At 74.1% G+C, this 24115-nt stretch carries 20 protein-coding genes; 6 read left to right on the top strand and 14 right to left on the bottom strand.

Annotated elements, in window-relative coordinates:
- Window positions 1–12: 12 nt before the first annotated feature.
- From ACGF5T_RS07840 to ACGF5T_RS07795, 10 genes are all read right to left on the bottom strand, one after another.
- Window positions 13–636: a TetR/AcrR family transcriptional regulator gene (locus ACGF5T_RS07840; protein ID WP_366766709.1), complete on the bottom strand. Its 624-nt coding sequence runs from the start codon at window positions 634–636 to the stop codon at window positions 13–15.
- The gene (locus tag ACGF5T_RS07835) at window positions 624–1358 is read right to left on the bottom strand and encodes an enoyl-CoA hydratase family protein (protein WP_361015577.1); all 735 of its coding nucleotides are present in this window, start codon (window positions 1356–1358) and stop codon (window positions 624–626) included. Before ACGF5T_RS07835 ends, ACGF5T_RS07840 begins: the two co-directional genes overlap by 13 nt.
- The gene (locus tag ACGF5T_RS07830) at window positions 1355–2923 is read right to left on the bottom strand and encodes a 4-coumarate--CoA ligase family protein (RefSeq protein WP_366766710.1); all 1569 of its coding nucleotides are present in this window, start codon (window positions 2921–2923) and stop codon (window positions 1355–1357) included. Before ACGF5T_RS07830 ends, ACGF5T_RS07835 begins: the two co-directional genes overlap by 4 nt.
- A gap of 17 nt (window positions 2924–2940) precedes the next feature.
- Window positions 2941–4071: an acyl-CoA dehydrogenase gene (locus tag ACGF5T_RS07825; protein ID WP_366766711.1), complete on the bottom strand. Its 1131-nt coding sequence runs from the start codon at window positions 4069–4071 to the stop codon at window positions 2941–2943.
- A gap of 88 nt (window positions 4072–4159) precedes the next feature.
- Window positions 4160–6004, bottom strand: coding sequence for a biotin carboxylase N-terminal domain-containing protein (locus tag ACGF5T_RS07820; protein ID WP_366766748.1), 1845 nt, complete (start codon window positions 6002–6004; stop codon window positions 4160–4162).
- Between the two features lie 31 nt (window positions 6005–6035).
- On the bottom strand, window positions 6036–7634 hold the full coding sequence (locus ACGF5T_RS07815; RefSeq protein ID WP_356608361.1) for a carboxyl transferase domain-containing protein: 1599 nt from the start codon (window positions 7632–7634) through the stop codon (window positions 6036–6038).
- Window positions 7631–9307: an acyclic terpene utilization AtuA family protein gene (locus ACGF5T_RS07810; protein ID WP_366766712.1), complete on the bottom strand. Its 1677-nt coding sequence runs from the start codon at window positions 9305–9307 to the stop codon at window positions 7631–7633. Before ACGF5T_RS07810 ends, ACGF5T_RS07815 begins: the two co-directional genes overlap by 4 nt.
- The gene (locus tag ACGF5T_RS07805; protein ID WP_361015585.1) at window positions 9304–10098 is read right to left on the bottom strand and encodes a TIGR03084 family metal-binding protein; all 795 of its coding nucleotides are present in this window, start codon (window positions 10096–10098) and stop codon (window positions 9304–9306) included. Before ACGF5T_RS07805 ends, ACGF5T_RS07810 begins: the two co-directional genes overlap by 4 nt.
- 229 nt (window positions 10099–10327) lie before the next feature.
- Entirely contained in the window at window positions 10328–10903 is a 576-nt protein-coding gene (locus ACGF5T_RS07800) for a dihydrofolate reductase family protein (RefSeq protein ID WP_356608367.1), read from the bottom strand.
- Window positions 10904–11052: 149 nt separating this feature from the next.
- Window positions 11053–11505 (bottom strand): NUDIX domain-containing protein, encoded by a 453-nt coding sequence (locus tag ACGF5T_RS07795; RefSeq protein WP_356608369.1) that lies wholly within the window; start codon window positions 11503–11505, stop codon window positions 11053–11055.
- A 196-nt stretch (window positions 11506–11701) separates the two neighbouring features.
- Between ACGF5T_RS07795 and ACGF5T_RS07790 the strand changes: the two genes are divergently transcribed.
- Both ACGF5T_RS07790 and ACGF5T_RS07785 read left to right on the top strand, forming a co-directional pair.
- A complete protein-coding gene (locus ACGF5T_RS07790) occupies window positions 11702–12709 on the top strand; it encodes an EamA family transporter (RefSeq protein ID WP_356608371.1) in 1008 nt (335 codons plus the stop codon).
- A gap of 145 nt (window positions 12710–12854) precedes the next feature.
- On the top strand, window positions 12855–14552 hold the full coding sequence (locus ACGF5T_RS07785) for a serine/threonine-protein kinase (RefSeq protein ID WP_366766713.1): 1698 nt from the start codon (window positions 12855–12857) through the stop codon (window positions 14550–14552).
- 176 nt (window positions 14553–14728) lie between these two features.
- Here ACGF5T_RS07785 and ACGF5T_RS07780 read toward each other — a convergent pair whose 3' ends face one another.
- Window positions 14729–17581, bottom strand: coding sequence for an FAD-binding and (Fe-S)-binding domain-containing protein (locus ACGF5T_RS07780; protein WP_366766714.1), 2853 nt, complete (start codon window positions 17579–17581; stop codon window positions 14729–14731).
- A 110-nt stretch (window positions 17582–17691) separates the two neighbouring features.
- Between ACGF5T_RS07780 and serC the strand changes: the two genes are divergently transcribed.
- Window positions 17692–18810 carry a phosphoserine transaminase gene (gene serC, locus ACGF5T_RS07775; RefSeq protein WP_356608375.1) on the top strand — a complete coding sequence of 373 codons (1119 nt, stop codon included), beginning with the start codon at window positions 17692–17694 and terminating at the stop codon, window positions 18808–18810.
- 87 nt (window positions 18811–18897) lie between these two features.
- On the opposite strand, the gene ACGF5T_RS07770 is transcribed toward serC, so the two are convergent.
- Together ACGF5T_RS07770 and ACGF5T_RS07765 are read right to left on the bottom strand one after the other, a co-directional pair.
- Window positions 18898–19722: an ABC transporter permease gene (locus tag ACGF5T_RS07770; RefSeq protein WP_366766715.1), complete on the bottom strand. Its 825-nt coding sequence runs from the start codon at window positions 19720–19722 to the stop codon at window positions 18898–18900.
- Entirely contained in the window at window positions 19719–20699 is a 981-nt protein-coding gene (locus ACGF5T_RS07765) for an ATP-binding cassette domain-containing protein (protein ID WP_361015594.1), read from the bottom strand. Before ACGF5T_RS07765 ends, ACGF5T_RS07770 begins: the two co-directional genes overlap by 4 nt.
- Window positions 20700–20789: 90 nt before the next feature.
- Between ACGF5T_RS07765 and ACGF5T_RS07760 the strand changes: the two genes are divergently transcribed.
- Window positions 20790–21638 (top strand): TetR/AcrR family transcriptional regulator, encoded by an 849-nt coding sequence (locus tag ACGF5T_RS07760; protein WP_366766716.1) that lies wholly within the window; start codon window positions 20790–20792, stop codon window positions 21636–21638.
- Here the strand turns inward: ACGF5T_RS07760 and ACGF5T_RS07755 are convergent.
- The gene (locus ACGF5T_RS07755; protein WP_366766717.1) at window positions 21612–22592 is read right to left on the bottom strand and encodes a WD40 repeat domain-containing protein; all 981 of its coding nucleotides are present in this window, start codon (window positions 22590–22592) and stop codon (window positions 21612–21614) included. The genes ACGF5T_RS07760 and ACGF5T_RS07755 overlap by 27 nt on opposite strands.
- Before the next feature lie 100 nt (window positions 22593–22692).
- Here ACGF5T_RS07755 and ACGF5T_RS07750 point away from each other — a divergent pair, with 100 nt between their 5' ends.
- Together ACGF5T_RS07750 and ACGF5T_RS07745 are read left to right on the top strand one after the other, a co-directional pair.
- The gene (locus tag ACGF5T_RS07750) at window positions 22693–23373 is read left to right on the top strand and encodes a GDSL-type esterase/lipase family protein (RefSeq protein WP_366766718.1); all 681 of its coding nucleotides are present in this window, start codon (window positions 22693–22695) and stop codon (window positions 23371–23373) included.
- 119 nt (window positions 23374–23492) lie between these two features.
- Complete coding sequence (locus tag ACGF5T_RS07745) at window positions 23493–24080, top strand: Uma2 family endonuclease (RefSeq protein ID WP_366766719.1); 588 nt, start codon at window positions 23493–23495, stop codon at window positions 24078–24080.
- Window positions 24081–24115: the final 35 nt, after the last annotated feature.

The raw sequence follows: 24115 nt of genomic DNA, 5'->3' as shown, positions 1-24115 counted from the left end.
GGACGGGGCGGCTCAGCCCAGCGCCTCGTCCAGCAGCCGCGCCCACTGGTCGACCACCCGCCGCCGGCGGGCCGCGTCGTCGGTGAGGAGGGTGGCCAGGCCCAGGCCGCGGGCCATGTCGAGGAGGCCCTGGACGGTTTCGCGGACGCCGGGGCGGGTCTCGTCGGCGCCGAGGAGTTCGACGGCGATGCGGTGGCTCTCGCGGCCGACGCGGGCCTCCAGCTCGGTCACCCGGCCCCGCAGCTGCTCCTCGTCGGAGGCGGCGACCCACAGGTGCAGGGCGGCCCGGAACAGGGGGCCGGTGTACAGGTCGACCAGGGCCGAGACGACGGCCCGGCGGTCGTCGGCCGCCGTGCCCTCGGGGAACAGCGCGCGCAGGGCGCCGGAGCGTTCCTCCGCCACGTACTCCACGGCGGCCGTGAAGAGGTCCTCGCGGGTCGGGAAGTGGTGCTGGGCGGCGCCGCGGGTGACACCCGCGCGTTCGGCGACGACGGAGACCGTGGAGCCCGCCCAGCCGCGTTCGGCGAGGCAGGCCACGGCCGCTTCCAGGAGCCGCTGCCGGGTGGCCCGGCTGCGGTCCTGCTTGGGAACACGCTCCGCGCCGGCCGTGCCCACGGCGCCGCTCACACCACCCATTCCGGATCCCGTCGTTCGAGGAAGGCCGTCATCCCCTCGCGGGCCTGCGGGGAGGCGAACAGCCGGGCCGAGAGCGCGGTCAGCTGGGCCGCGTCCCGGTCGAAGGCCTCCAGCACCCTAGCCGTGAGCAGCCGTTTCGTCTCGGCCAGCGCCTGCGGTGAGGCGCGGCGCACACCGTCCAGGACGGGTCCCAGTACGGCGTCCACGTCGTCGCCCGCCGCCGTGACCAGGCCGATCCGGGCGGCCTCGGCGGCGTCGAAGCGCTCGCCGGTGAGGTAGTAGCGGGCGAGGGCGCGGGGGTCGGTGCGGGGCAGCAGGGGCAGGGAGATCACGGCGGGGGCCACGCCGATGCGGACCTCGGTGAAGGCGAACGTCGAGTCGGTGGAGGCGCCCGCGATGTCGCAGGCGGCGAGCAGGCCGAGGCCACCCGCGCGGACGTGTCCGGTGACGCGGGCGACGACCGGCTTGGGCAGTTCGACGATGCCGCGGACCAGGCCGACCAGGGCGTCCGGGTCGGGCGGGTCGCGCAGGTCGGCGCCGGCGCTGAAGGTGTTGCCGGTGTGGGTGAGGACGACGGCGCGGACGTCCGGGTCGCGTCCGGCGTCGGTGAGGGCGGCGGCCAGGTCGGTGACGAGGGCCGCCGACAGGGCGTTGCGGGTGTGCGGGGAGTCGAGGGTGAGGGTCTCGACGCCGCGTGCGCGGGAGCGGCCGAGCGCGGTCACCGGCCGCCTCGCAGTTCCCGGCGGAGGATCTTGCCGCTGGCGGACCGGGGGACGCCTTCGACGAAGGTGACCCGGCGGACGCGTTTGTAGGGGGCGACGCGTTCGGCGACGTACAGCATGATCTCGCTCTCCGAGAGGCCGGGCGCGGTCGGCCGGCGCACCACGTGGGCGTGCGGTATCTCGTTGCCGTCGTCGTCGTGGGCGCCGACGACGGCCGCGTCGGCGACGCCGGGGTGGGTGAGCAGGAGGGCTTCGAGTTCGGCGGGGGCCACCTGGAAGCCCTTGTACTTGATCAGTTCCTTGACGCGGTCGACGACGTACAACCAACCGTCGGCGTCCACGTGCCCGACGTCCCCGGTGTGCAGCCAGCCGTCCTCGTCGATGAGGGCGGCGGTGGCGTCGGGGCGGCCGAGATAGCCCTTCATGACCTGGGGCCCGCGGATCAGGATCTCGCCGGACTCCCCGACGCCGAGGTCCTTGCCGGGGTCGTCGAGGGAGACGATGCGCATCTCGGTGCCGGCGACGAGCCGGCCGACGGTGCCGGGCGGTGCGTCGGCCATGGCGTCCAGGGGGACGACGTGGGTGCCCGGGGACAGTTCGGTCATGCCGTAGGCCTGGCCGACGGGCGGCAGGCCGAGCCGCCGCGAGCAGGCGGCGGCGAGCCGCGCGTCCAGGGGGGCGGCGGCGCTGAGGACGTACTTGAGGGAGGTCAGGTCGTAGTCGGCGACGAGGGGGTGCTTGGCGAGGGCCAGGACGATCGGCGGGGCGACGTACAGGCCGGTGATGCGGTGGTTCTGGATGGCCGCGAGGAACTGCTCCAGGTCGAAGCGGGGCAGGACGACGACGGTGGCGCCGAGCCGCAGCGGGGCGTTCATGAGGGCCGTGAGCCCGTAGATGTGAAAGAACGGCAGGACGGCCAGGATGCGTTCGCCGGGACCGGCGGGCACCAGGGGTTCGAGCTGGGCGAGGTTGGTGGCGATCTGCCGGTGGGTGAGCATCACGCCCTTGGGGGTGCCGGTGGTGCCCGAGGAGTAGGGCAGCGCGGCTATGTCCTCGGCGGGGTCGAGGGTGACGGACGGTTCGGGTGCGGTCGAGGCCAGCATGTCGGCGAGCGAGCGGTGACCGGGGGCGCTGTCGCAGACGAAGATCTCCTGGACGCCGCCCGCGAGTGCGGCGGCCCGGCGGGCGGTGTCCAGCAGGGGTGAGACGGTGACGATCCAGCGGGCCCGCGAGTCCCCCAGCTGCTTGGCGAACTCCTCGGCGGTGGCGAGCGGGTGCACGGTGGTGACGGAGGCGCCGGCGCGGGTGGCGGCGTAGAAGGCGAGGGGGAAGGCGACGGTGTTGGGGCTGTGCAGGGCGAGGACGTCGCCCTTGCCGACGCCGGCCTCGGCGAGGGCGGCGCTGACCCGCCGGTGGAACCGGTCGACCTGCTCGTAGGTGAGGGTGGTGCCGTCGGTGCCGTCGATCAGCGCCGGGGTGTTCCCGAAGGCGGCGGCCCGGCCGAGGACCGCGTCGTGGATGGGCAGGTCGACGGGCGGGACGGCTGCGTACTGGCTGCGGAACACGGTTCCTCCCGGGCGGGCTAGTACGACTTGGGCAGGCCGAGGGTCTGGTGGGACACGTAGTTGAGGATCATCTCGCGGCTCACCGGCGCGATCCGGGCCACGCGCGCCGCCGTGATCAGCCGGGCGAGCCCGAACTCGCGGGTCAGGCCGTTGCCGCCGAGGGTGTGCACGGCCTGGTCGACGGCCTTCACGCAGGCCTCACCGGCGGCGTACTTGGCCATGTTGGCGGCCTCGCCGGCGGCCAGGTCGTCGCCGGCGTCGTAGAGGTGGGCGGCCTTCTGCATCATCAGGCGGGCCAGTTCCAGTTCGATGTGGGCCTGGGCGAGGGGGTGGGCGATGGCCTGGTGGGCGCCGATCGGGGTCTTCCACACGGTGCGTTCGCGGGCGTAGTCCAGGGCGCGGGTCAGCGCGTAGCGGCCCATGCCGATGCCGAAGGCGGCGGTCATCACGCGCTCGGGGTTGAGGCCGGCGAAGAGCTGGAGGAGGCCGGCGTCCTCCTCGCCGACAAGGGCCTCGGCGGGCAGCCGCACGTCGTCGAGGGTCAGCTCGAACTGCTTCTCCTCGGCGTTCAGTTCCATGTCGAGCTGCCGTCGCTCGAAGCCGGGGATGTCGCGGGGGACGATGAACAGACAGGGCTTGAGCCGGCCGGTGCGGGCGTCCTCCGTGCGGCCGACGATCAGGGTGGCGTCGGCGATGTCGACGCCGCTGATGAAGACCTTGCGGCCGGTGAGGAGCCAGTCGGTGCCGTCGCGGCGGGCGGTGGTGGTGATGCGGTGGCTGTTGGAACCGGCGTCGGGTTCGGTGATGCCGAAGGCCATCAGGCGGCTGCCGTCGGCGAGCGCCGGGAGCCACTCGCGCTTCTGGGCCTCGGTGCCGAAGCGGGCGATGACGGTGCCGCAGATCGCCGGGGAGACGATCATCATGAGGAGGGGGTTGCCGGCGGCGCCCATCTCCTCCAGGACGAGGGAGAGTTCGGTGATGCCGCCGCCGCCCCCGCCGTAGGCCTCGGGCAGGTTGACGCCTATGTAGCCGAGCTTGGCGGCGTCCTGCCAGAACTGCCGGTTGTCGGTGCGGGGGTGGCTCCGGGCGAAGGCGGATACCGCTTCACGCAGGGACCTGTGCTCTTCGGACTCGAGGAGGGGGGTCATCTCTGTGCTCCTTCGGTCGGGTGCGGGATTCGTCGTGGCTTGTCGCGCTCACGCGGCGCAGCCGCATGTTCCATGCAGTCCCGCGCCCCTAGGTCTCCTGCACCACCGCGAGGAGCGAGCCGACCGTGACCTGCTGCCCGGGGACGACCTGCAGGGTCGTCAGGGTGCCGTCGGCCGGGGCGGTGATCCGGTGTTCCATCTTCATCGCCTCCAGCCAGAGCAGGGGCTGGCCCGCCGCCACGCGCGCGCCCTCCGTCACGCCCTCGGCGACGCGGACGACCGTGCCGGGCATGGGGGCGAGGAGGGAGCCGGGGACGTGCTCGGCGGCGGGGTCGGGGAAGCGGGGCAGGGCGGTGAGGGTGGTGGAGCCGACGTGGACGGTGTCGCCGTAGCGGGCGATCTCGAAGCGGCGCCGGACGCCGTCGGTCTCGAGGACGACCGAGCGGGCGTCGGCCCGCACCACGCGTACGCCTTCCGCGGTGAGGCCCGCGCGGGTGTGGTGGTAGCGGACCTCGTGCTCCTCACCGGCCAGGGCGTACCGCTTGACCTGGGGTGCCGAGGGCAGGTTGCGCCAGCCACCGAAGCGGCCCGAGCGGGCGCTCGCGTCGGCGAGGGCGGCGGCCAGCGGGGCGAGGGGGTCGGGGGCGGGCGCGGTGAGGGCGGTCAGGTGGCGTGCGTAGAAGCCGGTGTCCATGCGGGCGGAGGTGAACTCCTCGTGGCGCAGGGAGCGGACGAGCAGGTCCCGGTTGGTGACCGGGCCGTGGATCGCCGCCCGTTCCAGGGCCCCGGCGAGCCGCCGGACGGCCTCCGCGCGGGTGGGCGCGTGCGCGACGAGCTTGGCCAGCATCGGGTCGTAGTGGACGCCGATGTCGTCGCCGTCGGTGTAGCCGGTGTCCAGGCGGATGCCGTCCGGGACGGCGAGGCGGTGCAGGCGACCGGTCTGCGGCGCCCAGCCGTGCGCCGGGTCCTCGGCGTAGAGCCGGGCCTCGACGGCGTGGCCGCGCGGGGGCGGCGGCTCGCTGTCCAGGGCGTGGCCCTCGGCGACGCGGAGCTGGAGGGCGACCAGGTCGATGCCGAACACCGCCTCGGTGACGGGGTGTTCGACCTGGAGGCGGGTGTTCATCTCCAGGAAGTGCGCGTGGCCGTCGGCGACGAGGAACTCGACGGTCCCGGCGCCGGTGTAGTGCACGGCGCGGGCGGCGCGGACGGCCTGCTCGTGCAGGTCCTGGGTGAGGGAGGCGTCCAGGCCGGGGGCCGGGGCCTCCTCGATCACCTTCTGGTGGCGGCGCTGGAGGGAGCAGTCGCGGGTGCCGAGCACCCACACCGTGCCGTGGGTGTCGGCGAGGATCTGCACCTCGACGTGGCGCCCGTCCTCCACGTACGGCTCGACGAAGACCTCGCCGTCGCCGAAGGCGCTCGCCGCCTCCGCGCGGGCGGCGGTCAGTTCGGCGTCGAGGTCGGCGAGCCGCCGTACGACGCGCATGCCGCGCCCGCCGCCACCGGCCGCCGCCTTCACCAGCACCGGCAGGTCGGCCTCGGTGACCTCGCCGAGGGGGGCGATGCCCATCAGTTCCTTGGCGCGGGTCTTGGACGCCATCGCCTCGATCGCCTCCGGCGGCGGCCCGATCCAGGTCAGGCCCGCGTCGGTGACGGCCCGCGCGAAGCCGGCGTTCTCGGAGAGGAAGCCGTAACCGGGGTGCACGGCGTCGGCGCCGGCGGCGAGCGCGGCCTTCACGATCAGGTCGCCGCGCAGGTACGTGTCCGCGGACGCGGTGCCCGGCAGGCGGACGGCCGCGTCCGCCACGCGCGCGTGGAGGGCGTTCTCGTCGGCGTCGGAGTGCACGGCGACCGTCCGGATGCCCGCCTCGCGGCAGGTGCGGAAGATCCGGCAGGCGATCTCGCCCCGGTTGGCGACGAGGACGGTGCCGATCACAGGGTGCTCCTCGCTGGTCACAGTGGTTCCCTCACATCCGGAAGACGCCGAAGCCACCGCGCGCGCCCTGGTAGGGCGCGGTGTGGACGGCCGACAGGCACAGGCCGAGGACGGTGCGGGTGTCGCGCGGGTCGATGACGCCGTCGTCGTAGAGCCGCCCGGACAGGAACATGGGCAGCGACTCGGACTCGATCTGCTGCTCCACCATGGCGCGCAGCGCCGCGTCGCCCTCGTCGTCGTAGGGCAGCCCCTTCGCGGCGGCGGACTGGCGGGCGACGATGGAGAGCACGCCGGCGAGTTGCTGGGGGCCCATGACGGCGGACTTGGCGCTGGGCCAGGCGAAGAGGAAGCGCGGGTCGTAGGCCCGGCCGCACATGCCGTAGTGGCCGGCGCCGTAGGACGCCCCCATCAGGACGGACAGGTGGGGGACGCGGGAGTTGGAGACGGCGTTGATCATCATCGCGCCGTGCTTGATGATGCCGCCCTGCTCGTACTCCCTGCCGACCATGTAGCCGGTGGTGTTGTGCAGGAACAGGAGCGGGACGTCGCGCTGGTTGGCGAGCTGGATGAACTGGGCCGCCTTCTGCGACTCCTCGCTGAAGAGGACCCCCTGGGCGTTGGCGAGGATGCCCACGGGGTAGCCGTGCAGGGCCGCCCAGCCGGTGACCAGGCTCGTCCCGTAGAGCGGCTTGAACTCGTCGAAGTCGGAGGCGTCGACGATCCGGGCGATCACCTCGCGCGGGTCGAAGGGGACCTTGAGGTCGCCGGGGACGATGCCGAGGAGTTCCTCCGGGTCGTACTTCGGCGGCTCGGCGACCGGCGGATCGGGGTGTGCCTTGCGGTGGTTGAGCCGGGCGACGACCCTGCGGGCCCGGCGCAGGGCGTCCGGTTCGTCCACGGCGAAGTAGTCGGCGAGGCCGGAGGTGCGGGCGTGCATCTCGGCGCCGCCCAGCGACTCGTCGTCGCTCTCCTCACCGGTGGCCATCTTGACCAGCGGCGGCCCGCCGAGGAACACCTTCGCCCGCTCCTTGACCATGATCACGTGGTCGGACATGCCGGGGATGTAGGCGCCGCCCGCCGTGGAGTTGCCGAAGACGACGGCGACGGTCGGGATGCCGGCCGCCGACAGCCGCGTCAGGTCGCGGAAGATCGCGCCGCCGGGGATGAAGATCTCCTTCTGGGACGGCAGGTCGGCGCCGCCGGACTCGACCAGGCTGACGCAGGGCAGCCGGTTGGCGAGGGCGATGTCGTTGGCGCGCAGGGCCTTCTTCAGCGACCAGGGGTTGCTGGCACCGCCGCGCACGGTCGGGTCGTTGGCGGTGATCAGGCACTCCACGCCCTCGATGGTGCCGATGCCCGTGACCAGGGAGGCGCCGACGGTGTACTCGCTGCCCCAGGCCGCCAGCGGGGACAGCTCCAGGAAGGGCGTGTCGGGGTCGAGGAGCAGCTCGACGCGCTCGCGGGCGAGGAGCTTGCCCCGCCCCCGGTGCCGGGCGACGTACTTCTCGCCGCCGCCCGCGAGGACCTTGGCGTGCTCGGCGTCCAGCTCGGCGAGCTTGCCGAGCATGGCCTCGCGGTGGGCCCGGTGGTCCGGGGCGGCCGGGTCCAGGGCCGAGGGCAGGACCGTCACAGGAGTACCTCCGGGATGTCCAGGTGGCGGGCGCGCAGCCATTCGCCGAGCGCCTTGGCCTGCGGGTCGAAGCGGGCCTGGGCGGCGACTCCCTCGCCGAGGATGCCCTCGACGACGAAGTTGAGGGCGCGCAGGGCGGGCAGCGCGTGCCGGGTGACGGGCAGGTCGCGGGCCTCGGGGATCAGCTCCCGGAACCGGTCGGCGGTCAGCTCGTGCGCGAGCCAGCGCCAGGCCTCGTCGGTCCGGACCCACACGCCGACGTTGGCGTTGCCGCCCTTGTCGCCGCTGCGGGCCCCGGCGACGAGGCCGAGGGCGGCCCGGCGTACCGGCCCCGGCCGAAGCGGCTCGGGCAGGGGCGGTTCCGGTACGGCGTCGAGGGCGGCGGTCACCGGGGGCGGCGCCACCTCGACCCGGCGCCCGTCGTGGAGGACGGCCACCTGACGGACGGCGTCCTGCGGGACGCGGTCCTCCTCGAAGACCCCGTAGGGCGCCCCCTTGCCGGGCGGCGCGAGCACGTGGAAACCGGGGTAGCTGGCGAGGGCCAGCTCGACGGCGGCGCCGCTCAGCGCCCGCCCCACGGCCCGCTGGTCCGCGTCGCGGACGACGAGCCTGAGCAGGGCGCTCGCCGTCTCCTCGGTCGGGGCGTCGGGCCGGTCGGTGCGCACGAGGTCCCAGCGGACGTCGGCGACCTTGCCCAGGGCGGGTGCCATCTGCTCCCGCACCAGCGCGGCCTTGGCCTCGACACCGAGGCCGGTGAGCACGAAGGCGACCTCGTTGCGGAAGCCGCCGAGGCGGCTCAGGCCGACCTTGAGCGTGGGCGGCGGGGCCTCACCGCGCACGCCGTCGATCCGCACCCGGTCCGGTCCGTCCCGGGTGAGCCGTACGGTGTCCAGCCGGGCGGTGACGTCGGGTCCCGCGTACCGGGCGCCGCCCGTCTCGTACAGCAGCTGGGCGGTGACCGTGCCGACGTCGACGAAGCCGCCGGTGCCGGGGTGCTTGGTGATGACCGAGGTGCCGTCGGCATGCAGTTCGGCGAGGGGGAAGCCGGGGCGCCGGAGGTCCCCGGCGCGTTCCTCGAAGAAGGCGTAGTTGCCGCCGGTCGCCTGCGCCCCGCACTCCAGGACGTGTCCGGCGACGACCGCGCCCGCCAGCCGGTCGTGGTCCGTGGGCGCCCAGCCGAAGTGCGCGACGGCGGGGCCGGTGACCAGGGCGGCGTCGGTGACCCGCCCGGTGACGACCACGTCGGCGCCCTCGCTCAGGCACCGGGCGATGCCGAAGCCGCCGAGGTAGGCGTGGGCGGTGAGGCTGCCCGGGTGGGCGGTGGTGCGGTCGTCGCCCTCGACGTGCGCGACCCGCACGGGCAGGCCGAGCCGGCCGGCCAGCGTGCGGACGGCGTCGGCGAGTCCGGCCGGGTCGAGTCCGCCGGCGTTCGCGACGATCCTGACGCCCCGCTCGTGGGCGAGGCCGAGGCACTCCTCCAGTTGCCGCAGGAAGGTGCGCGCGTACCCGGCGGCCGGGTCCTTCAGCCGGTCGCGGCCGAGGATCAGCATGGTCAGCTCGGCGAGGTAGTCACCGGTCAGGACGTCCAGCGGGCCGTCGGTGAGCATCTCCCGCATGGCGTCGAAGCGGTCGCCGTAGAAACCCGAGGCGTTGCCGACGCGGAGCACGCTCACCGGCCGGCCCCCTTCGGCGGCCGGCCCGCTCCGGGCTGTCCCGCGAAGGCCTGGGCGATGTCCAGCCAGCGGTCGGCGTCCGGGCCCTCGGCGCGCAGGGCGAGGTCGGCGCGGTGGGCGCGCTGGGTCGCGAGGAGGCAGAAGTCGAGGGCGGGGCCGGTGACCCGCTGGCGGGCGTCCTCGGGGCCGTACGTCCACAGGTCGCCGCCGGGGCCGGTGAGTTCGACGCGGAACGGCTCGGCGGGCGGGGTGAGGCCGTGGGCCGCGTGGGCGAAGTCCCGGGCGCGGACGCCGATGCGGGCGATGTGCCGCAGCCGGTCGGTGGGCGGCCGGGTGACGCCGAGGGCGTCGGCGATGTCGAGGCCGTGGGCCCAGGTCTCCATCAGGCGGGCGGTGGCCATGGAGGCGGCGGCCATGGGCGGGCCGTACCAGGGGAAGCGGGCGCCGGGGGGCGCCTCGCGCAGCGCCCCGTCGAGGGCGGCACGCCCTTCCCGCCAGCCGGCCAGCAGCTCGGCGGGGGCCTGCCGGGCGCCTTCTTCGGCGCCGTCGTCGACGTACCGGTCGGGCGCGGCGAGGGCCTGCTCGACCAGGCCGGCGAAGCCCTTCTCGTCGGTGACGGCGAGCAGGGCGGCCCGGTCGGTCCAGGCCAGGTGCGCGATCTGGTGGGCGATCGTCCAGCGGGGCGCGGGGGTGGCCAGCCGCCACTCCCCGGGGCTGAGCCGCGCGACCAGCGCGTCGAGTTCCGCGCTCTCCTCGCGCAGGTCGTCGATCACGGGCGTGGGATCGGACACGGACGCTCCCCTCGGGCACGGCGGTGTGCGGCGCGGTGTGGTGAGGAGCATGGCAGTGGGGTTCGGAACAATCAAGCGTGCATGCATGATTTTGTCCGAGGAGACGTGGGCCCCTCTCGGGCCCCACCCGCGGGGGAGAACGCCTCCCGTGCCGGGCGCTCAGGACGTCGCTCGGCGCGCCACGCGGTAGCGGCTCAGGACGTCGCTCGGCGCGCCACGCGGTAGCGGCTCAGGACGTCGCTCGGCGCGCCACGCGGTAGCGGAGGTGGACGATCTTCGAGTTGAAGGTGCGCGTCTCGACGAGGTCGAGATCCACCCTGCGTTCGTCCCGGGGAAAGTAGGGGACGCCACCGCCGACCAGCACCGGGTGGACCATGACCCGGTACTCGTCGATCAGGCCCGACGCGGCCGCCTCGGCGGCGAGGGTCGCGCCGCCGATCGCGATCTCGCCCTCGCCGGGCTCGGCCCGCAGTCGCCGGATCTCCTCCGCGACGCTGCCCGTGGCCAGACGGGCGTTGCCTCGCACGGCCGACAGCGTGGTGGAGAACACCACCTTGGGGAGCGGATTCCAGAGCGCGGCCCATTCGAGCCCGTCGTCATCGAGCGACGCGTCCTGCTCGGCGGTCTCCCAGTACAGCATCGTCTCGTACAGCCGCCGCCCCATCAGGTGGACGTCGACCTGCCGGATCTCGTCGATCCAGAAGCGGAAGACGTCCCTGTCGGGTGCCGTCCAGTCGAAGCCGCCGTCCGGCCCGACGATGTAGCCGTCGAGCGAGGCGCCCATCGAGTAGGTCACGCTGCGCATCGGAAGTCCTCCTCGGTACGGTGCCGCCCGGTTCCGACCGTACGCCCGCTCCGCCCCGGTCACTTCCCGAACCGGTACTTCGGAGGACCGGAGCGCGGAAGCTTCGACACCACCGGCCCGACGATCCCCGACACCACCGGCCCGGCGCTTCAGGGCGCCGTCTCGCCCCGCACCAGAGGGCGGCACACCGGCTGGACGTCCTCGGGGAGGTCGTCCGGGCGGCACCAGCGGGCCTCCAGGATCTCGAACGGGTCGATCCGCAGGTCACCGCCGACCAGCCGGGCCTCGTAGGCCACCTCCAGGCGGGTGCGCAGGCCGCTGTTGAGCATGACCAGGCGGCCCACCTCGACGTCGAGGTTCGTCTCCTCCCTGACCTCGCGCACCACGGTGTGCCGGAAGTCCTCGCCCTTGCGCGCGAAGCCGCTCGGCAGGCCCCACTGGCGGCCCGGCGGCCACATCCGGTGCTTCAGCAGCAGGACCCGCCCCTCGTCGTCGCGCACGACGCCGGTGACACCGACCACGTACTTCGTGTGCAGCAGCCACATCACGCGGCTCTGCACCGGGCGCAGCAGGCGCCACAGGCGGGCGAGGAGTCGTCTCACGCGGTGGACGCTACCCGGTCGGCGTGCGGGCCCGACCGGTGAACCCCGTCCCAGCCGGTGGAAGTGCGTTGACAGTGCCGTTCCCCGCCCGCGACAGTTGCATGGCAGGTATACGCGCCTGACCGAGTCCACTACTGTGGACCGTGCCGTACAGCACGATGAACGAAACCGATCCGCAGACCGTCCCGGAGCCCTCGTGAGTACCCCCAGCGCCACCCCCGGCACCCCCGCCCCGGCCGCCTCCATGGCGGGCCCCGAGGCAGCGGGAGCCGCCGGCCAGGCGTCCGCCGCCGGTCCCGCGTCCGCGCCGGGCGGCGCCCCGGCCGACGGCGGCCGGTTCGGTGCCCTCGGCCCCGTCGGGCTGGTCCTCGCCGGCGGCCTGTCCGTGCAGTTCGGCGCCGCGCTGGCGGTGAGCCTGATGCCGCGGGCCGGGGCGCTGGGCGTGGTGACGCTGCGGCTGGTCGTGGCCGCCGTCGTGCTGCTCCTGATCTGCCGCCCGCGGCTGCGCGGGCACTCGCGGGCCGACTGGGGCACGGTCGTCGTCTTCGGCATCGCCATGGCCGGGATGAACGGCCTCTTCTACCAGGCCGTCGACCGCATCCCCCTCGGCCCGGCCGTCACCCTGGAGGTGCTCGGCCCGCTCGCCCTCTCCGTCTTCGCCTCCCGTCGCGCGGTCAACCTGGTCTGGGCCGCGCTCGCCCTGGCCGGCGTCTTCCTGCTCAGCGGCGGCGGCTTCGACAGCCTCGACCCGGCCGGTGCGGCCTTCGCCCTCGGGGCGGGCGTCATGTGGGCGGCGTACATCGTGTTCAGCGCGCGCACCGGGCGGCGCTTCCCGCAGGCCGACGGGCTGGCCCTCGCGATGGCGGTCGGGGCGGTGCTGTTCCTTCCGCTGGGCATCGCCGAGTCCGGCGCCGAGCTGATCGACCCGGTGACGCTGGCGCTGGGCGCCGGGGTCGCCCTGCTCTCCTCCGTGCTGCCGTACACCCTCGAACTCCTCGCCCTGCGCCGGCTGCCCGCGCCGACCTTCGCGATCCTCATGAGCCTGGAGCCCGCCATCGCCGCGGCGGCCGGTTTCCTCATCCTCGACCAGGCCCTGACCGCGACCCAGTCCGCCGCCATCGCGCTGGTCATCGCGGCCAGCATGGGAGCGGTGCGGACCCAGATGGGGCGCAGGCGGGCCAAGGCGCTCCCGGATCTCCCGTAGGCCGCGGGGTCCCTCCCGTCCGGAGCCCGGTCCCGCCCGGAGTCCGTGCCCGAAGCCCGGCCCCGCCCCGGCGGGGCGGCCCGTCACCCGCAGCACATAAGCTGCGGTGCTGGTCAGCTCATCGGGATCATGGGGGAGGGAACCGGTGAACCACACGGCCGAGGTCTTCCAGGCGTTGCGGGACGACGATCCACGCTCGGTGGCCGGTTACCGCCTCGCGGCCAGGCTCGGCGCGGGCGGCATGGGCCGGGTGTACCTGTCGTACACCCGGGGCGGACGCCCGGTGGCCCTCAAGGTCGTCCGGTCCGAACTGGCCGACGACCCGGCGTTCCGGCGGCGCTTCGGCCGGGAGATCAAGTCGGCCCGCAGGGTGAAGGGCGCCTACACCGCCGAGCTGATCGACGCCGACGCGGACGGCACACCCCCCTGGCTGGCCACGCTGTACGTGCCGGGGCCCGCCCTGTCGGACGTCGTCGCCCGGAGCGGACCGCTGCCGGTGCCGGCGGTGCTGTGGCTGATGGCGGGGGTGGCCGAGGCGCTGCAGGCCATCCACGGTGCGGGAATCGTGCACCGGGACCTCAAGCCGTCCAACGTCCTGCTGGCCTCCGACGGCCCCCGTGTCATCGACTTCGGCATCGCGGTCGCCTCCGACAGCACCGCGCACACCGCGACCGGCGCCACCATCGGCACCCCTCAGTACATGGCCCCCGAGCAGGCGGCCGGGGGAGACGTCACGGCGGCGACCGACGTCTTCGCGCTCGGGCAGACGGCCGCGTTCGCCGCCCTGGGCCGGCCGCTCTACGGCGACGGCCCCGGGGTCAGCGTCCTGTACCGGATCGTGCACTCCGAGCCCGACCTGTCCGGGCTGCCCGAACCGCTGCGCCCGCTGATCGCCCGCTGCCTCGCCGCCGCCCCCGGAGAACGGGCCACCCCGGCGGAGCTCGTCGAGCGGTGCCGGCAGGAGTTGGGCGGGGATGCCGAGGCGGGTGCCGGCCCGGCGGTCTGGCGGGAGGTGGCCGGCCCCGAGGTGTCGGTACCCCCGCCGCCCACCGCCCCGTCCCCGGCCCCCGTTCCGGCCGCGGCGCACCCGGTCCCGGTCACGGCCCGCACACGTCCCTGGACGGTTCCGCAGCCGTGGGCCGCCCCGCACGGGCCGTCCGTGCCGCGGCCGCAGGCCGGACCCGAGGGCCGGCGCTCCCGCCGCGGGCGCGCCGCGCTGGTCGGGGCCTGCGCCCTGGCCGCGGCCGGGCTGCTGATCGCGGCGGCGTGGACGGTGCGGGACGCCTTCGACGCCGACGGCGACCGGGGCCGCGACCGGGACACGGCCGCATCCGCCTCCGCGTCCGCCTCCGTGACGCCCGGACCGGCGGCGGAAGGGGCGAAGGCCTCCGCAGCCGCGGTGCCCGGGCCGGCGTCGACCGGAGGGTCCGCGCCGTCCGGCCGGCCCCCCTCCGGGGAGGCCGGGGCGCCGCGTGCCCACGCCTACTACCCCCCGATGCTGACCGGCGAGAACTCCCTGAGCATCCGCAGCGGAAGGGAACGCGAGGACCGCGAGGGTGACATCCGCTTCGACTGCACCGAGACGGGCTGCGAACTGGAGAGCGACACCAGTGTGCTCAGCCAGCTGTACGGCGATCCGGGTGCCACGTACGAGACGTGCCGCCGGCGGACCGCCGAGGACGACGGCCGCCGCCTCCCGCTGGCCACGGCGGCGGCCGGATCCGAGATCTGCGTCAGGCACCCCGACGGCGACATCGCACTGCTGGTCATCCAGACCAAGTCGACCGCGATCCCGGACATCGGCTTCGTCACCGCGGACCTGACGATCTGGCGGGCGCACTGATCATCGGGTCTCGTGCGCACCCGGGCCGGGCCCGTGCGCGAACTCGCCGGCGGCAGCTCGGGGTGAGGCTCGGTCAGCGGGCGATGCGCTGCGGGTGACCGAGAGCCGGGGACGGAGGCTGCACACGCTCGACCGAGCGCGCGGAGAGCACCCGGAGCGGATCTGCACCCCGCCCGTCAGGACCCCTCCAACCCCTCCGCCAGTGCCTCCGCCAGGTGCCGTGCCCGCGCTCCCGCCAGCTGTTCCAGCTGGGTCCGGCACGAGTAGCCGTCCGCCAGGACCACCGACCCCTCCGGCGCCTCCCGCACCGCTGGCAGCAGCTGGTCCTCCGCGCAGGCGACCGAGACCTCGTAGTGGCCGGCCTCGAAACCGAAGTTGCCCGCGAGTCCGCAGCAGCCGCCGCTCAGCTCGCCGGTCAGGCCGGCCGCCTCGCGCAGGCGGCGGTCGGCCGCGTCGCCCAGGACCGCGTGCTGGTGGCAGTGGGTCTGGCCGACCGCCGGGACGTCCAGAGCGGGCGGCGTCCAGTCGGGGGCGTGGCGTTCCAGAACCTCCGCGAAGGTCACCACGCGGGCGGCGAGGCGGGCCGCGCGGGGGTCGTCGTGGAGCAGCTCGGGCAGGTCCGTGCGGAGGGCCGCGGCGCAGCTCGGCTCCAGGACGACGACCGGCGCGGGGGTCTCCAGCACCGGCGCCATCAGGTCCAGCGTGCGGCGCAGCACCGCGCGGGCGCGGTCCAGCTGGCCCGTGGACACGTACGTCAGGCCGCAGCAGACCCGGCCCCTGCGGGCGGTGAGCAGGGCGGTCGCCGCCCACGTGCGGCCGTCCGCGAGGGCTCCTCCCGCGAGGGTCGGCGGCAGCGCCACCCGCAGTCCCGCCGCCTCCAGCACCCGCACCGCCGCCCGGCCCACGGACGGCGAGAGGTGCTCGGTGAAGGTGTCGGGCCACAGGACCACCAGGTCGCCGCCGCCCGTCGGGGCGGGCCGCCCCCGCCACCACCGACTGAACGTCTCCCCCGCCAGCCTCGGCACGTGCCGCTCCCCCGCGATCCCGCCCAGCCGCTTCGCCACCGCCGCGAGCGGCCCCACGGCGGACAGGGCGTTGACGACCGGCGCCAGCCGCGCTCGGGACGCCCAGCGCAGCCACACCGGCAGCCACCCCAGCGCGTAGTGGGCGGCCGGGCGGCGGCGCCCGGCGTAGTGGTGGTGCAGGAACTCCGCCTTGTACGTGGCCATGTCGACCTCGACGGGGCAGTCGGAGCGGCAGCCCTTGCAGGACAGGCAGAGGTCGAGGGCGTCCCGGACCTCCGTCGACCGCCAGCCGTCGGTGACCAGCTCGCCGGCGAGCATCTCGTGCAGCAGGCGGGCACGACCGCGCGTCGAGTGCTCCTCCTCGCCGGTCGCCCGGAAGGACGGGCACATCACCGAGGACCCCGCCGCCGACGTCGTACGGCACTTGGCGACCCCGACGCAGCGGCGCACGGCGGCCGAGAAGTCGCCGCCGTCGGCGGGGTAGCCGAAGGCCACGTCCACCGGTCCGCGGGGCAGGACGGAGAAGCGGAGGTTCGCGTCCAGCGGCGCCGGGCGGACCAGCATCCCGGGATTGAGGAGGTCGTCCGGGTCCCAGACGGCCTTCGCCCGCTCGAAGAGGGCCACCGTCTCCTCGCCGTACATCCTCGGCAGCAGTTCCGCCCGCGCCTGCCCGTCCCCGTGCTCTCCGGAGAGGGAACCTCCGTGTGCCACGACGACGTCCGCCAGCTCCTCCGAGAAGCGGCGGAAACGGGCCACTCCGGCCGCCGTCAGCAGGTCGAAGTCGATGCGCACGTGGATGCAGCCGTCCCCGAAGTGCCCGTACGGCGTGCCCCGCAGTCCGTGAGCGGCCAACAGGCCCCGGAAGTCCCGCAGATAGGCGCCGAGCCGGGCCGGCGGCACCGCGCAGTCCTCCCAGCCGGGCCACGCCTCCGCGCCCCCGGGCATCCGGGTCGCCGTGCCGCTCGCGTCCTCCCGGACCCGCCACAGGGCCCGCTGCCCGGCCGGGTCGGCCACCACCAGGGCGTCCACGACGTCCGCCGCCCGCACGACGGCCTCCGCCCGCGCCCGCGCCTCGGCCTCCGTGTCGCCGCCGGTCTCGACGAACAGCCACGCCCCGCCCCGCGGCAGCCCCCGCGTCGACGGCACGAGGTCCACCGCCATGCCCTCCACCGTCAGCGGCCCGAGCGGCAGCAGCCCCGCCGCCGCCTCCGCCGCCCCGGCCTCGTCGGCGTAGCCCAGCACCGCCAGCGCACGCGACCGCGGTGCCTCCACCAACCGCACCACCGCCTCCGTCAGCACGCCCAGCGTGCCCTCCGAGCCGCAGAAGGAACGGGCCACGTCCGCGCCCCGCTCCGGCAGCAGCGCGTCCAGCGCGTACCCGGAGATCCGGCGGGGGAGGTCCGGGAAACCGGTGCGCAGCCGCGCCAGTTCGCCGTCGACCAGCTCCCGCAGGCCCGGCGGCGCCCCGGCCCAGCCCTGCCCGAGCCGCAGCGACCGGCCCCGCGCGGTGAGCACCGTCAGCTCGTCCACGCTGTCGGCCGTGGTGCCCCAGGCCACCGAGTGGGAGCCGCACGAGTTGTTGCCGATCATCCCGCCGAGCGTGCACCGGCTGTGGGTGGACGGGTCGGGGCCGAAGCGCAGGCCGTGCGGGGCCGCGGCCTCCTGGAGGCGGTCGAGGACCAGACCCGGCTGGACGACGGCCGTGCGCGCCCCGGGGTCGAGCGAGACCAGCCGGTTCATGTGCCGGGTGAAGTCCAGCACGACCCCGGTGCCCGTCGCCTGCCCCGCGATCGACGTGCCCCCGCCCCGCGCCACGACCGGCACCGCGTGCTCCCGGCACACCGCCAGCACCGCCGCCACGTCGTCGGCGTCCCTCGGCGCCACCACGCCGAGCGGGACCCTGCGGTAGTTGGACGCGTCCATCGTCGTCAGGGCGCGCGAGGTGACGTCGAAGGCGACCTCGCCCCGGACGGCTCCGCGCAGTGCTGCCTCCAGATCGGTCATGCGTCCAGGATGGGCCGTCGTAGCTCCGTACAGGTCCGCAAGGCGGAGATCTCGTCTCATCGGACGGACATGTCGCCGTCCGGTTTCGCCGAGGAGATACCCTCCGGCACGTGGCTGAGATCCAGATTCCTGCTGACATCAAGCCCGCGGACGGTCGATTCGGCGCGGGCCCCTCCAAGGTGCGGGTGGAGGCGCTGGACGCCCTGGCCGCCACCGGTACGTCCCTCCTCGGCACCTCCCACCGCCAGGCCCCGGTCAAGAACCTGGTCGGCAAGGTCCGTGAGGGCATCCGCGAGCTGTTCCAGCTCCCCGACGGCTACGAGGTGATCCTCGGCAACGGCGGCTCCACCGCGTTCTGGGACGTCGCGACCCACGGCCTGATCGAGAACAAGTCGCAGCACCTGAACTTCGGCGAGTTCTCCTCCAAGTTCGCCAAGGCGGCCAAGCTCGCCCCCTGGCTGGCCGAGCCGACGGTCGTCGCCTCCGACCCGGGCACGCATCCCGAGGCGCGCGCCGAGGCCGGCGTGGACGTCTACGCGTTCACGCACAACGAGACCTCGACCGGCGTCGCCATGCCGATCAAGCGCGTCGCCGGTGCCGACGAGGGCTCCCTCGTGCTGGTCGACGCCACCTCCGGCGCCGGCGGCCTGCCCGTGGACATCGCCGAGACCGACGTCTACTACTTCGCCCCGCAGAAGTCGTTCGCCTCGGACGGCGGCCTGTGGATCGGCGTCTTCTCCCCCGCCGCGATCGAGCGCGCCGAGCGGATCCACGCGTCCGGCCGGCACGTCCCGGAGTTCTTCTCCCTCCCGACGGCGATCGACAACTCGCGCAAGAACCAGACGTACAACACCCCGGCGCTCGCCACGCTGTTCCTGCTGGGCGAGCAGCTGGAGTGGATGAACGGCCAGGGCGGCCTGGACTTCACCACCGGCCGCACGAAGGACTCCTCGACCCGCCTGTACACCTGGGCCGACGAGTCCAAGTACGCCACGCCGTTCGTCTCGGACCCGGCCAAGCGCTCGCAGGTCATCGGCACGATCGACTTCGCCGACGACATCGACGCGGCCGCCGTCGCCAAGGTGCTGCGCGCCAACGGCGTCGTCGACACCGAGCCGTACCGCAAGCTCGGCCGCAACCAGCTGCGCGTCGCGATGTTCCCGGCGATCGACCCCGCGGACGTCGAGGCGCTCACCAAGTGCGTCGACTACGTGATCGAGAAGCTGTAGCGGTCGCCCGCGCAGGACGACGAGGGGCGCCCGGCGGACATCCGCCGGGCGCCCCTGCGCGTTCCCCATTCCCCGTCCCCCGGGCCCCTACCTGCTGAGGCGCTGGAACCGCCGTACCGCCAACGGCAGGAAGACCGCCGTCAGGACCACCGGCCACACGCACGCCATCAGCACCGCGTGCTGCTCGACCCACGAGTCGCCGCCGCCGACCGGCGTGCCGAACAGCTCGCGGGCGGCCGCCGCCGTGGAGGAGATCGGGTTCCAGGCGGCCACCCAGCCCAGCCAGTCGGGCATGAGCTGCGGGGCGACGAAGATGCTGGAGATCATCGTCAGCGGGAACGCCACCGCGAACAGACCGCCGGCCGCCTCCGGGTTCGGGACCAGCAGGCCCAGCCACACGCCGATCCAGATCAGCGCGAACCGCAGCCACAGCAGCAGCGCGAACGCCGCCAGGAAGCCCCAGCCGCCGTCCGGCCGCCAGCCCATGGCCAGCGCCGTCAGCATCATGATCGCCAGCTCGGCGCAGGCGATCACGAGGTCGGTCACGCCGCGCCCCGCGACCACGGCGGAGGAGGACATCGGCATGGACCGGAACCGGTCGATGACGCCCTTGGTGGAGTCGTAGACGACGACGGTGGCGGTGTTGATGAAGCCGAACGCCATGGTCATCACGAACATGCCCGGCATCAGGAAGTCCTTGTAGTCCCCGCCGCCCGGCACGGTCATCGCACTGCCGAAGACATAGCCGTAGAGGAGGACGGACAGGATCGGGAAGCCCAGCTGCCAGGCGATGTTGACGGGCTGGCGCTGGTAGTGCGTCAGGCCGCGGCGCACGATGTTGCCGCAGTCGGCCAACAGCCAGTACAGCCCCCCGCGTTCGCGCGGGGCCGTCGTCGGGTCGAGGGCGCTCATGCCGCCGCCTCCTTCTCGGTACGGGCGGCACGGTCCGTGCGGTGCCCGGTCAGGCGCAGGAACACGTCGTCGAGGCTCGGCCTGCGCAGCCCGATGTCCTCCACGCCGACCCCCTCGTCCTGGAGGGTCCGCGCCACCTCGGTCAGCGCGGCGACCCGGTCGGTGACCGGGGCGTGCACGCGCAGCGCCTCCTCGTCGGCCTCCGGTTCGCCCTCGCAGACCCGCGCGACGACCTTCACCACCCTCGGGATGTCGGCCCGCTCGGCCACCACGACCTCGACGCGGTCGCCGCCGACCAGGTTCTTCAGCCCGTCCGGGGTGTCGTCGGCGATGGACCGGCCCTGGTCGATGACGGTGATGCGGGAGGCCAGCTTGTCGGCCTCCTCCAGGTACTGCGTGGTCAGCAGGACGGTCGTGCCGCTCGCCACCAGGGCCCGGACCGAGTCCCAGACCTCACCGCGGCTGCGGGGGTCGAGGCCCGTCGTCGGCTCGTCCAGGAACAGGACGGAGGGGGCGAGGATCATCGAGGCGGCGAGGTCGAGCCGGCGCCGCATGCCGCCGCTGTACTTGCCGACGCCCCGGTCGGCGGCGTCGGTCAGGTCGAACTGCTCCAGCAGCTCGACGGCGCGGGCCCGGGCCCGCCGGCCGCCCAGGTGGAACAGGCGTCCGAACATCTCCAGGTTCTGCCGGCCGGTGAGCACCTCGTCCACGGCCGCGTACTGCCCGGTGAGGCCGATCCGGGCCCGCACCTCGCGCGGCCGGCGGGCGACGTCCAGACCCGCCACCTCGGCCCGTCCGCCGTCCAGCCTGATCAGTGTGGACAGGATGCGCACGGCGGTGGTCTTCCCGGCGCCGTTCGGCCCCAGCAGGCCGTGCACGGTGCCCTCCCGGACGGCCAGGTCGAAGCCGTCGAGCGCACGCTTCTCGCCGTACCGCTTCTCCAGCCCCTCGGCCCGTACCGCGTGTCCGTCACCCATGGGTCCCCCTCTCGCTCACCAACTGAGTACACCGTACCCGAATGCGCGTACACCGTACCCAATTTATTTCCGCGGACCTAGACTGACTCCATGGCGAGCGGCACGGAGACCAGCGGCAGCGGCGACATCGGCCGCACCATCGAACTGTTGTGGGACACCGGCCGGCGGCCGAGCCGCGGGCCGAAGCCGGGGCTGACGCTGGAGCGGATCGTGGAAGCCGCCGTGGAGATCGCCGACCGGGAGGGGCTCGCCGCCGTCTCCATGCGCCGGATCGCCACCGACCTCGGCACCGGCACGATGTCCCTGTACCGCTACGTCCCCGGCAAGGCCGAACTGCTCGACCTGATGCTGGACCGCGTGCAGCGCACCTCCGAGGACCCCGGCGACTACGGCGACGGCGGCTGGCGTTCGACGCTGGAGGCCCTCGGCCGCTCCGCCCTCGCCCTCCACCGACGCCACACCTGGCTGCTGAACGTCAACCAGTCCCGCCCCGTGCTCGGCCCGAGCGCCCTGGACGGCATGGAGAAGGTCCTCACCCGGATCAAGCCGATGGGCCTGACCGACCCCGAACTCCTGTCGGTGATCATCATGCTCGACGGGTACGTCGTCGGGGCCGCCCGCACGCAGGTGTACCAGGAGGAGGCCGAGCGCAGCTCCGGGCTGACGGACGCCCAGTTCTGGGCCGCCCAGCAGCCGGTGCTGGAGAAGGTCATGACCAGCGGGCGCTACCCGGTGCTGGCCTCCCTCTCCGAGGACACCTTCGGCCCCGGCTTCGACCACTTCGAGTTCGGCCTCCAGCGCATCCTGGACGGGCTGGAGGTACTGGTGGCCGCGCGCGCCACGGCGGCGGGCCCAGCGGCCCCCGGCCCAGCGGCACCTGCGTCAGCGGCCCCCGGCCCAGCTGCCCCCGGCTCAGCGGCGCCGGACCAGCCTGCGTAGCCCGAACAGGGCCGCGCACGCGACGACCAGCCCGAGCGCCCCGAGCTTCAGCGTGCCCGTGCCGGAGCCGTCGTCAGCGGAGGCGGCCGACCCTCCCGAGGAGGACGACGACGAGTCCCCGCCCCCGCCGCCCCCGGGCGCGTCCTGGGCCCGCACCGGGCTCCGCGCCCCCTCCATGCCGAGCAGCAGCTTCCCGCCGTCGGCGGTGTAGGTGGCGGACTCGCCCTGGCCGAGGGGCACGCTGATCCGCCCCTTGCGCTGGATCTTCCCGCCGTTCCAGTCGTACCAGAGGCCTCCGAGATAGCCCCGCACCGCGAGCCGCTCGCCGTCCGGGGAGAAGGCGGCGTCGGTGGCCCACAGCTCCACGGGGGCCGCGCGCCGGAAGACGTTGGTGCCGGACGCCGAGAGCTTCGCCGGGCCCTCGTAGAGGTGCCCGCCGTCCTCGTTCTTGTCGATGATGTAGACCCGTCCGGTCTTCGGGTGCACGGCGAGCGACTCCGCGTCCCGGGCGCCGTCCGCGTACTTCACCACGTACTGCGTCGCCCTGACCGTCTGGTCCTTCAGCTCCGTGGGCTCGGGCAGCTCGTAGACCCACACGTAGGGCCAGGTGCCGCCGAGGTTGTCGCCGATGTCGCCGACGAAGAGCTTGTTGCCGGGGCCGATGGAGATCGCCTCGATGTCCCGCGGAGTGCCGACGCCGGAGAGCGCGACGCGGGCGACCGTCTTCCCGGTGGCGCCGTCCACCGCGTACAGGTAGGGCCCGTTGTCCTGGTCGTTGTGCGTCCAGTAGACGCCGGGGTGGAGGCGGGAGGCGGCAAGGCCGCTCGACTCGGTGATCCTCGGGTCCTCGATCGTGAACCCGTCGTCGCCGTCGCCGCCGTCGGCTGCGGAGGCGGGCACGGCGAACGCGCCCACGAGGAGGGCCGAGACGAGGAGGGCGAAGGGTCGGCGCATGCGCCAAGCCTGCCATCCCGCGCGGGTGTTCACGCCGGGGGTCACGCTGCGTGGTCGGGCTCACATCGCGTCGGCCGGGCCGATCGTCCATGATGAGCGGATGCTCAGGTTCATGTTCGTCGGAGACTCCATGACGATAGGGAGCGCCGGCGAGCACACGTGGCGCCACCGGCTGTGGCAGCACCTGCGCGACACGTACGGCGGCCCCTTCACGTTCGTCGGCCCGCGCGAGGCGCTGCACGACCCGTCGACGGACGCGCCCACCTCGCAGGCCTACGCCGAGCCCGACTTCCCCCGCGCGCACCTGGCCGGCTGGGGCGAGGGCTGGCACCACATGACCCCGCTCATCGGCGAGACGGTACGGTCCTGCCGCGCGGACGTGCTCCTGGTCTCCCTGGGCCTCATCGACCTCGGCTTCTACACGAACGCGGAGCAGACCGCGGACAACGTCCGGAGCTTCGTGACCGACGCGCGCGCGGCGAACCCGCACCTCCGCGTCGCCGTGATGCCGGTGCTCCACAACATCCGCGCGGACACCGACGCGCCCTTCGCCGAGCAGGTCACCCGCTTCAACGAACTCCTCGCGAAGACGCTCGCCGACCTCGACGAGGCGGACTCCCCGCTGCTGCTCGTCCCGCCGCCCGCGTCGTACGACTTCCACAGGGACACCTACGACGGCACCCACCCCAACGAGCGCGGCGAGCACGGCATCGCGGGCGCCTTCGCGGACGCGATGCACGAGGCGTGGGAACTGGGCGGCCCCTACAGCGCGGCGCCGTAGCCCGCCTCCGCCCTCCCCCGCGGTGGCATATGCGCGGGCTCCCGTGTCCCGGTCACCGTGCGTATCGTTGTACCGCGCGGCTGCTCCCGCCCGTGGGACAGCCGGGGAGGAGTGCCACGATGACCGTCCTTGAAGACAGGATCGCCATGGCCGACGCCAACACCCAGCGCCTGGACGAGTGGTTCGAGCGGCTGGAGCGGATGCCCGTCCCCGAAGGATTCAGGGTCGAGATCGTCGGGGGCAGCGTCCACATGACACCGCAGCGAGACACGCACTGGGGGATCATCTTCCGGATCGCACGAGCCGTCGATGATCGCTTCGGCAGGAATGCCAAGATCTTCTCCGATGTCCGTATCGACTTCCCCGGCCACGAGAACGGCTTCTGCCCGGACGTCGCCAAGCTCCGCGACGGAGCGGAGCAGGACGACACCGGCCACTGGCGGTACGAGGACGTCGAGTTCGTCGCCGAGGTCATCTCCCAGGGCACGGCCGCGAACGACTACGGCCCCAAGAAGCTCGCCTATGCCGCCGCCGAGGTCCCCCTCTACCTCGTCGCCGATCCCTACCAGGGCCGCTGCCACGTCTTCACCCACCCCAAGGACGGTGACTACACGACCGAGACGCGGGTCGCCTTCGGCCAGGACCTGGACCTCACCGACACCGTCCTCGACCTGACCCTCCCCACCGCCGGCTTCCCCCGCGACTGAACGGGCCGGACCCGCTTGCCTGGAGCGCACTCCAA

The sequence above is a fragment of the Streptomyces sp. NPDC047853 genome (assembly GCF_043204535.1).
Taxonomy (GTDB): domain Bacteria; phylum Actinomycetota; class Actinomycetes; order Streptomycetales; family Streptomycetaceae; genus Streptomyces.
This window is presented reverse-complemented; position numbering and strand designations above follow the sequence as displayed.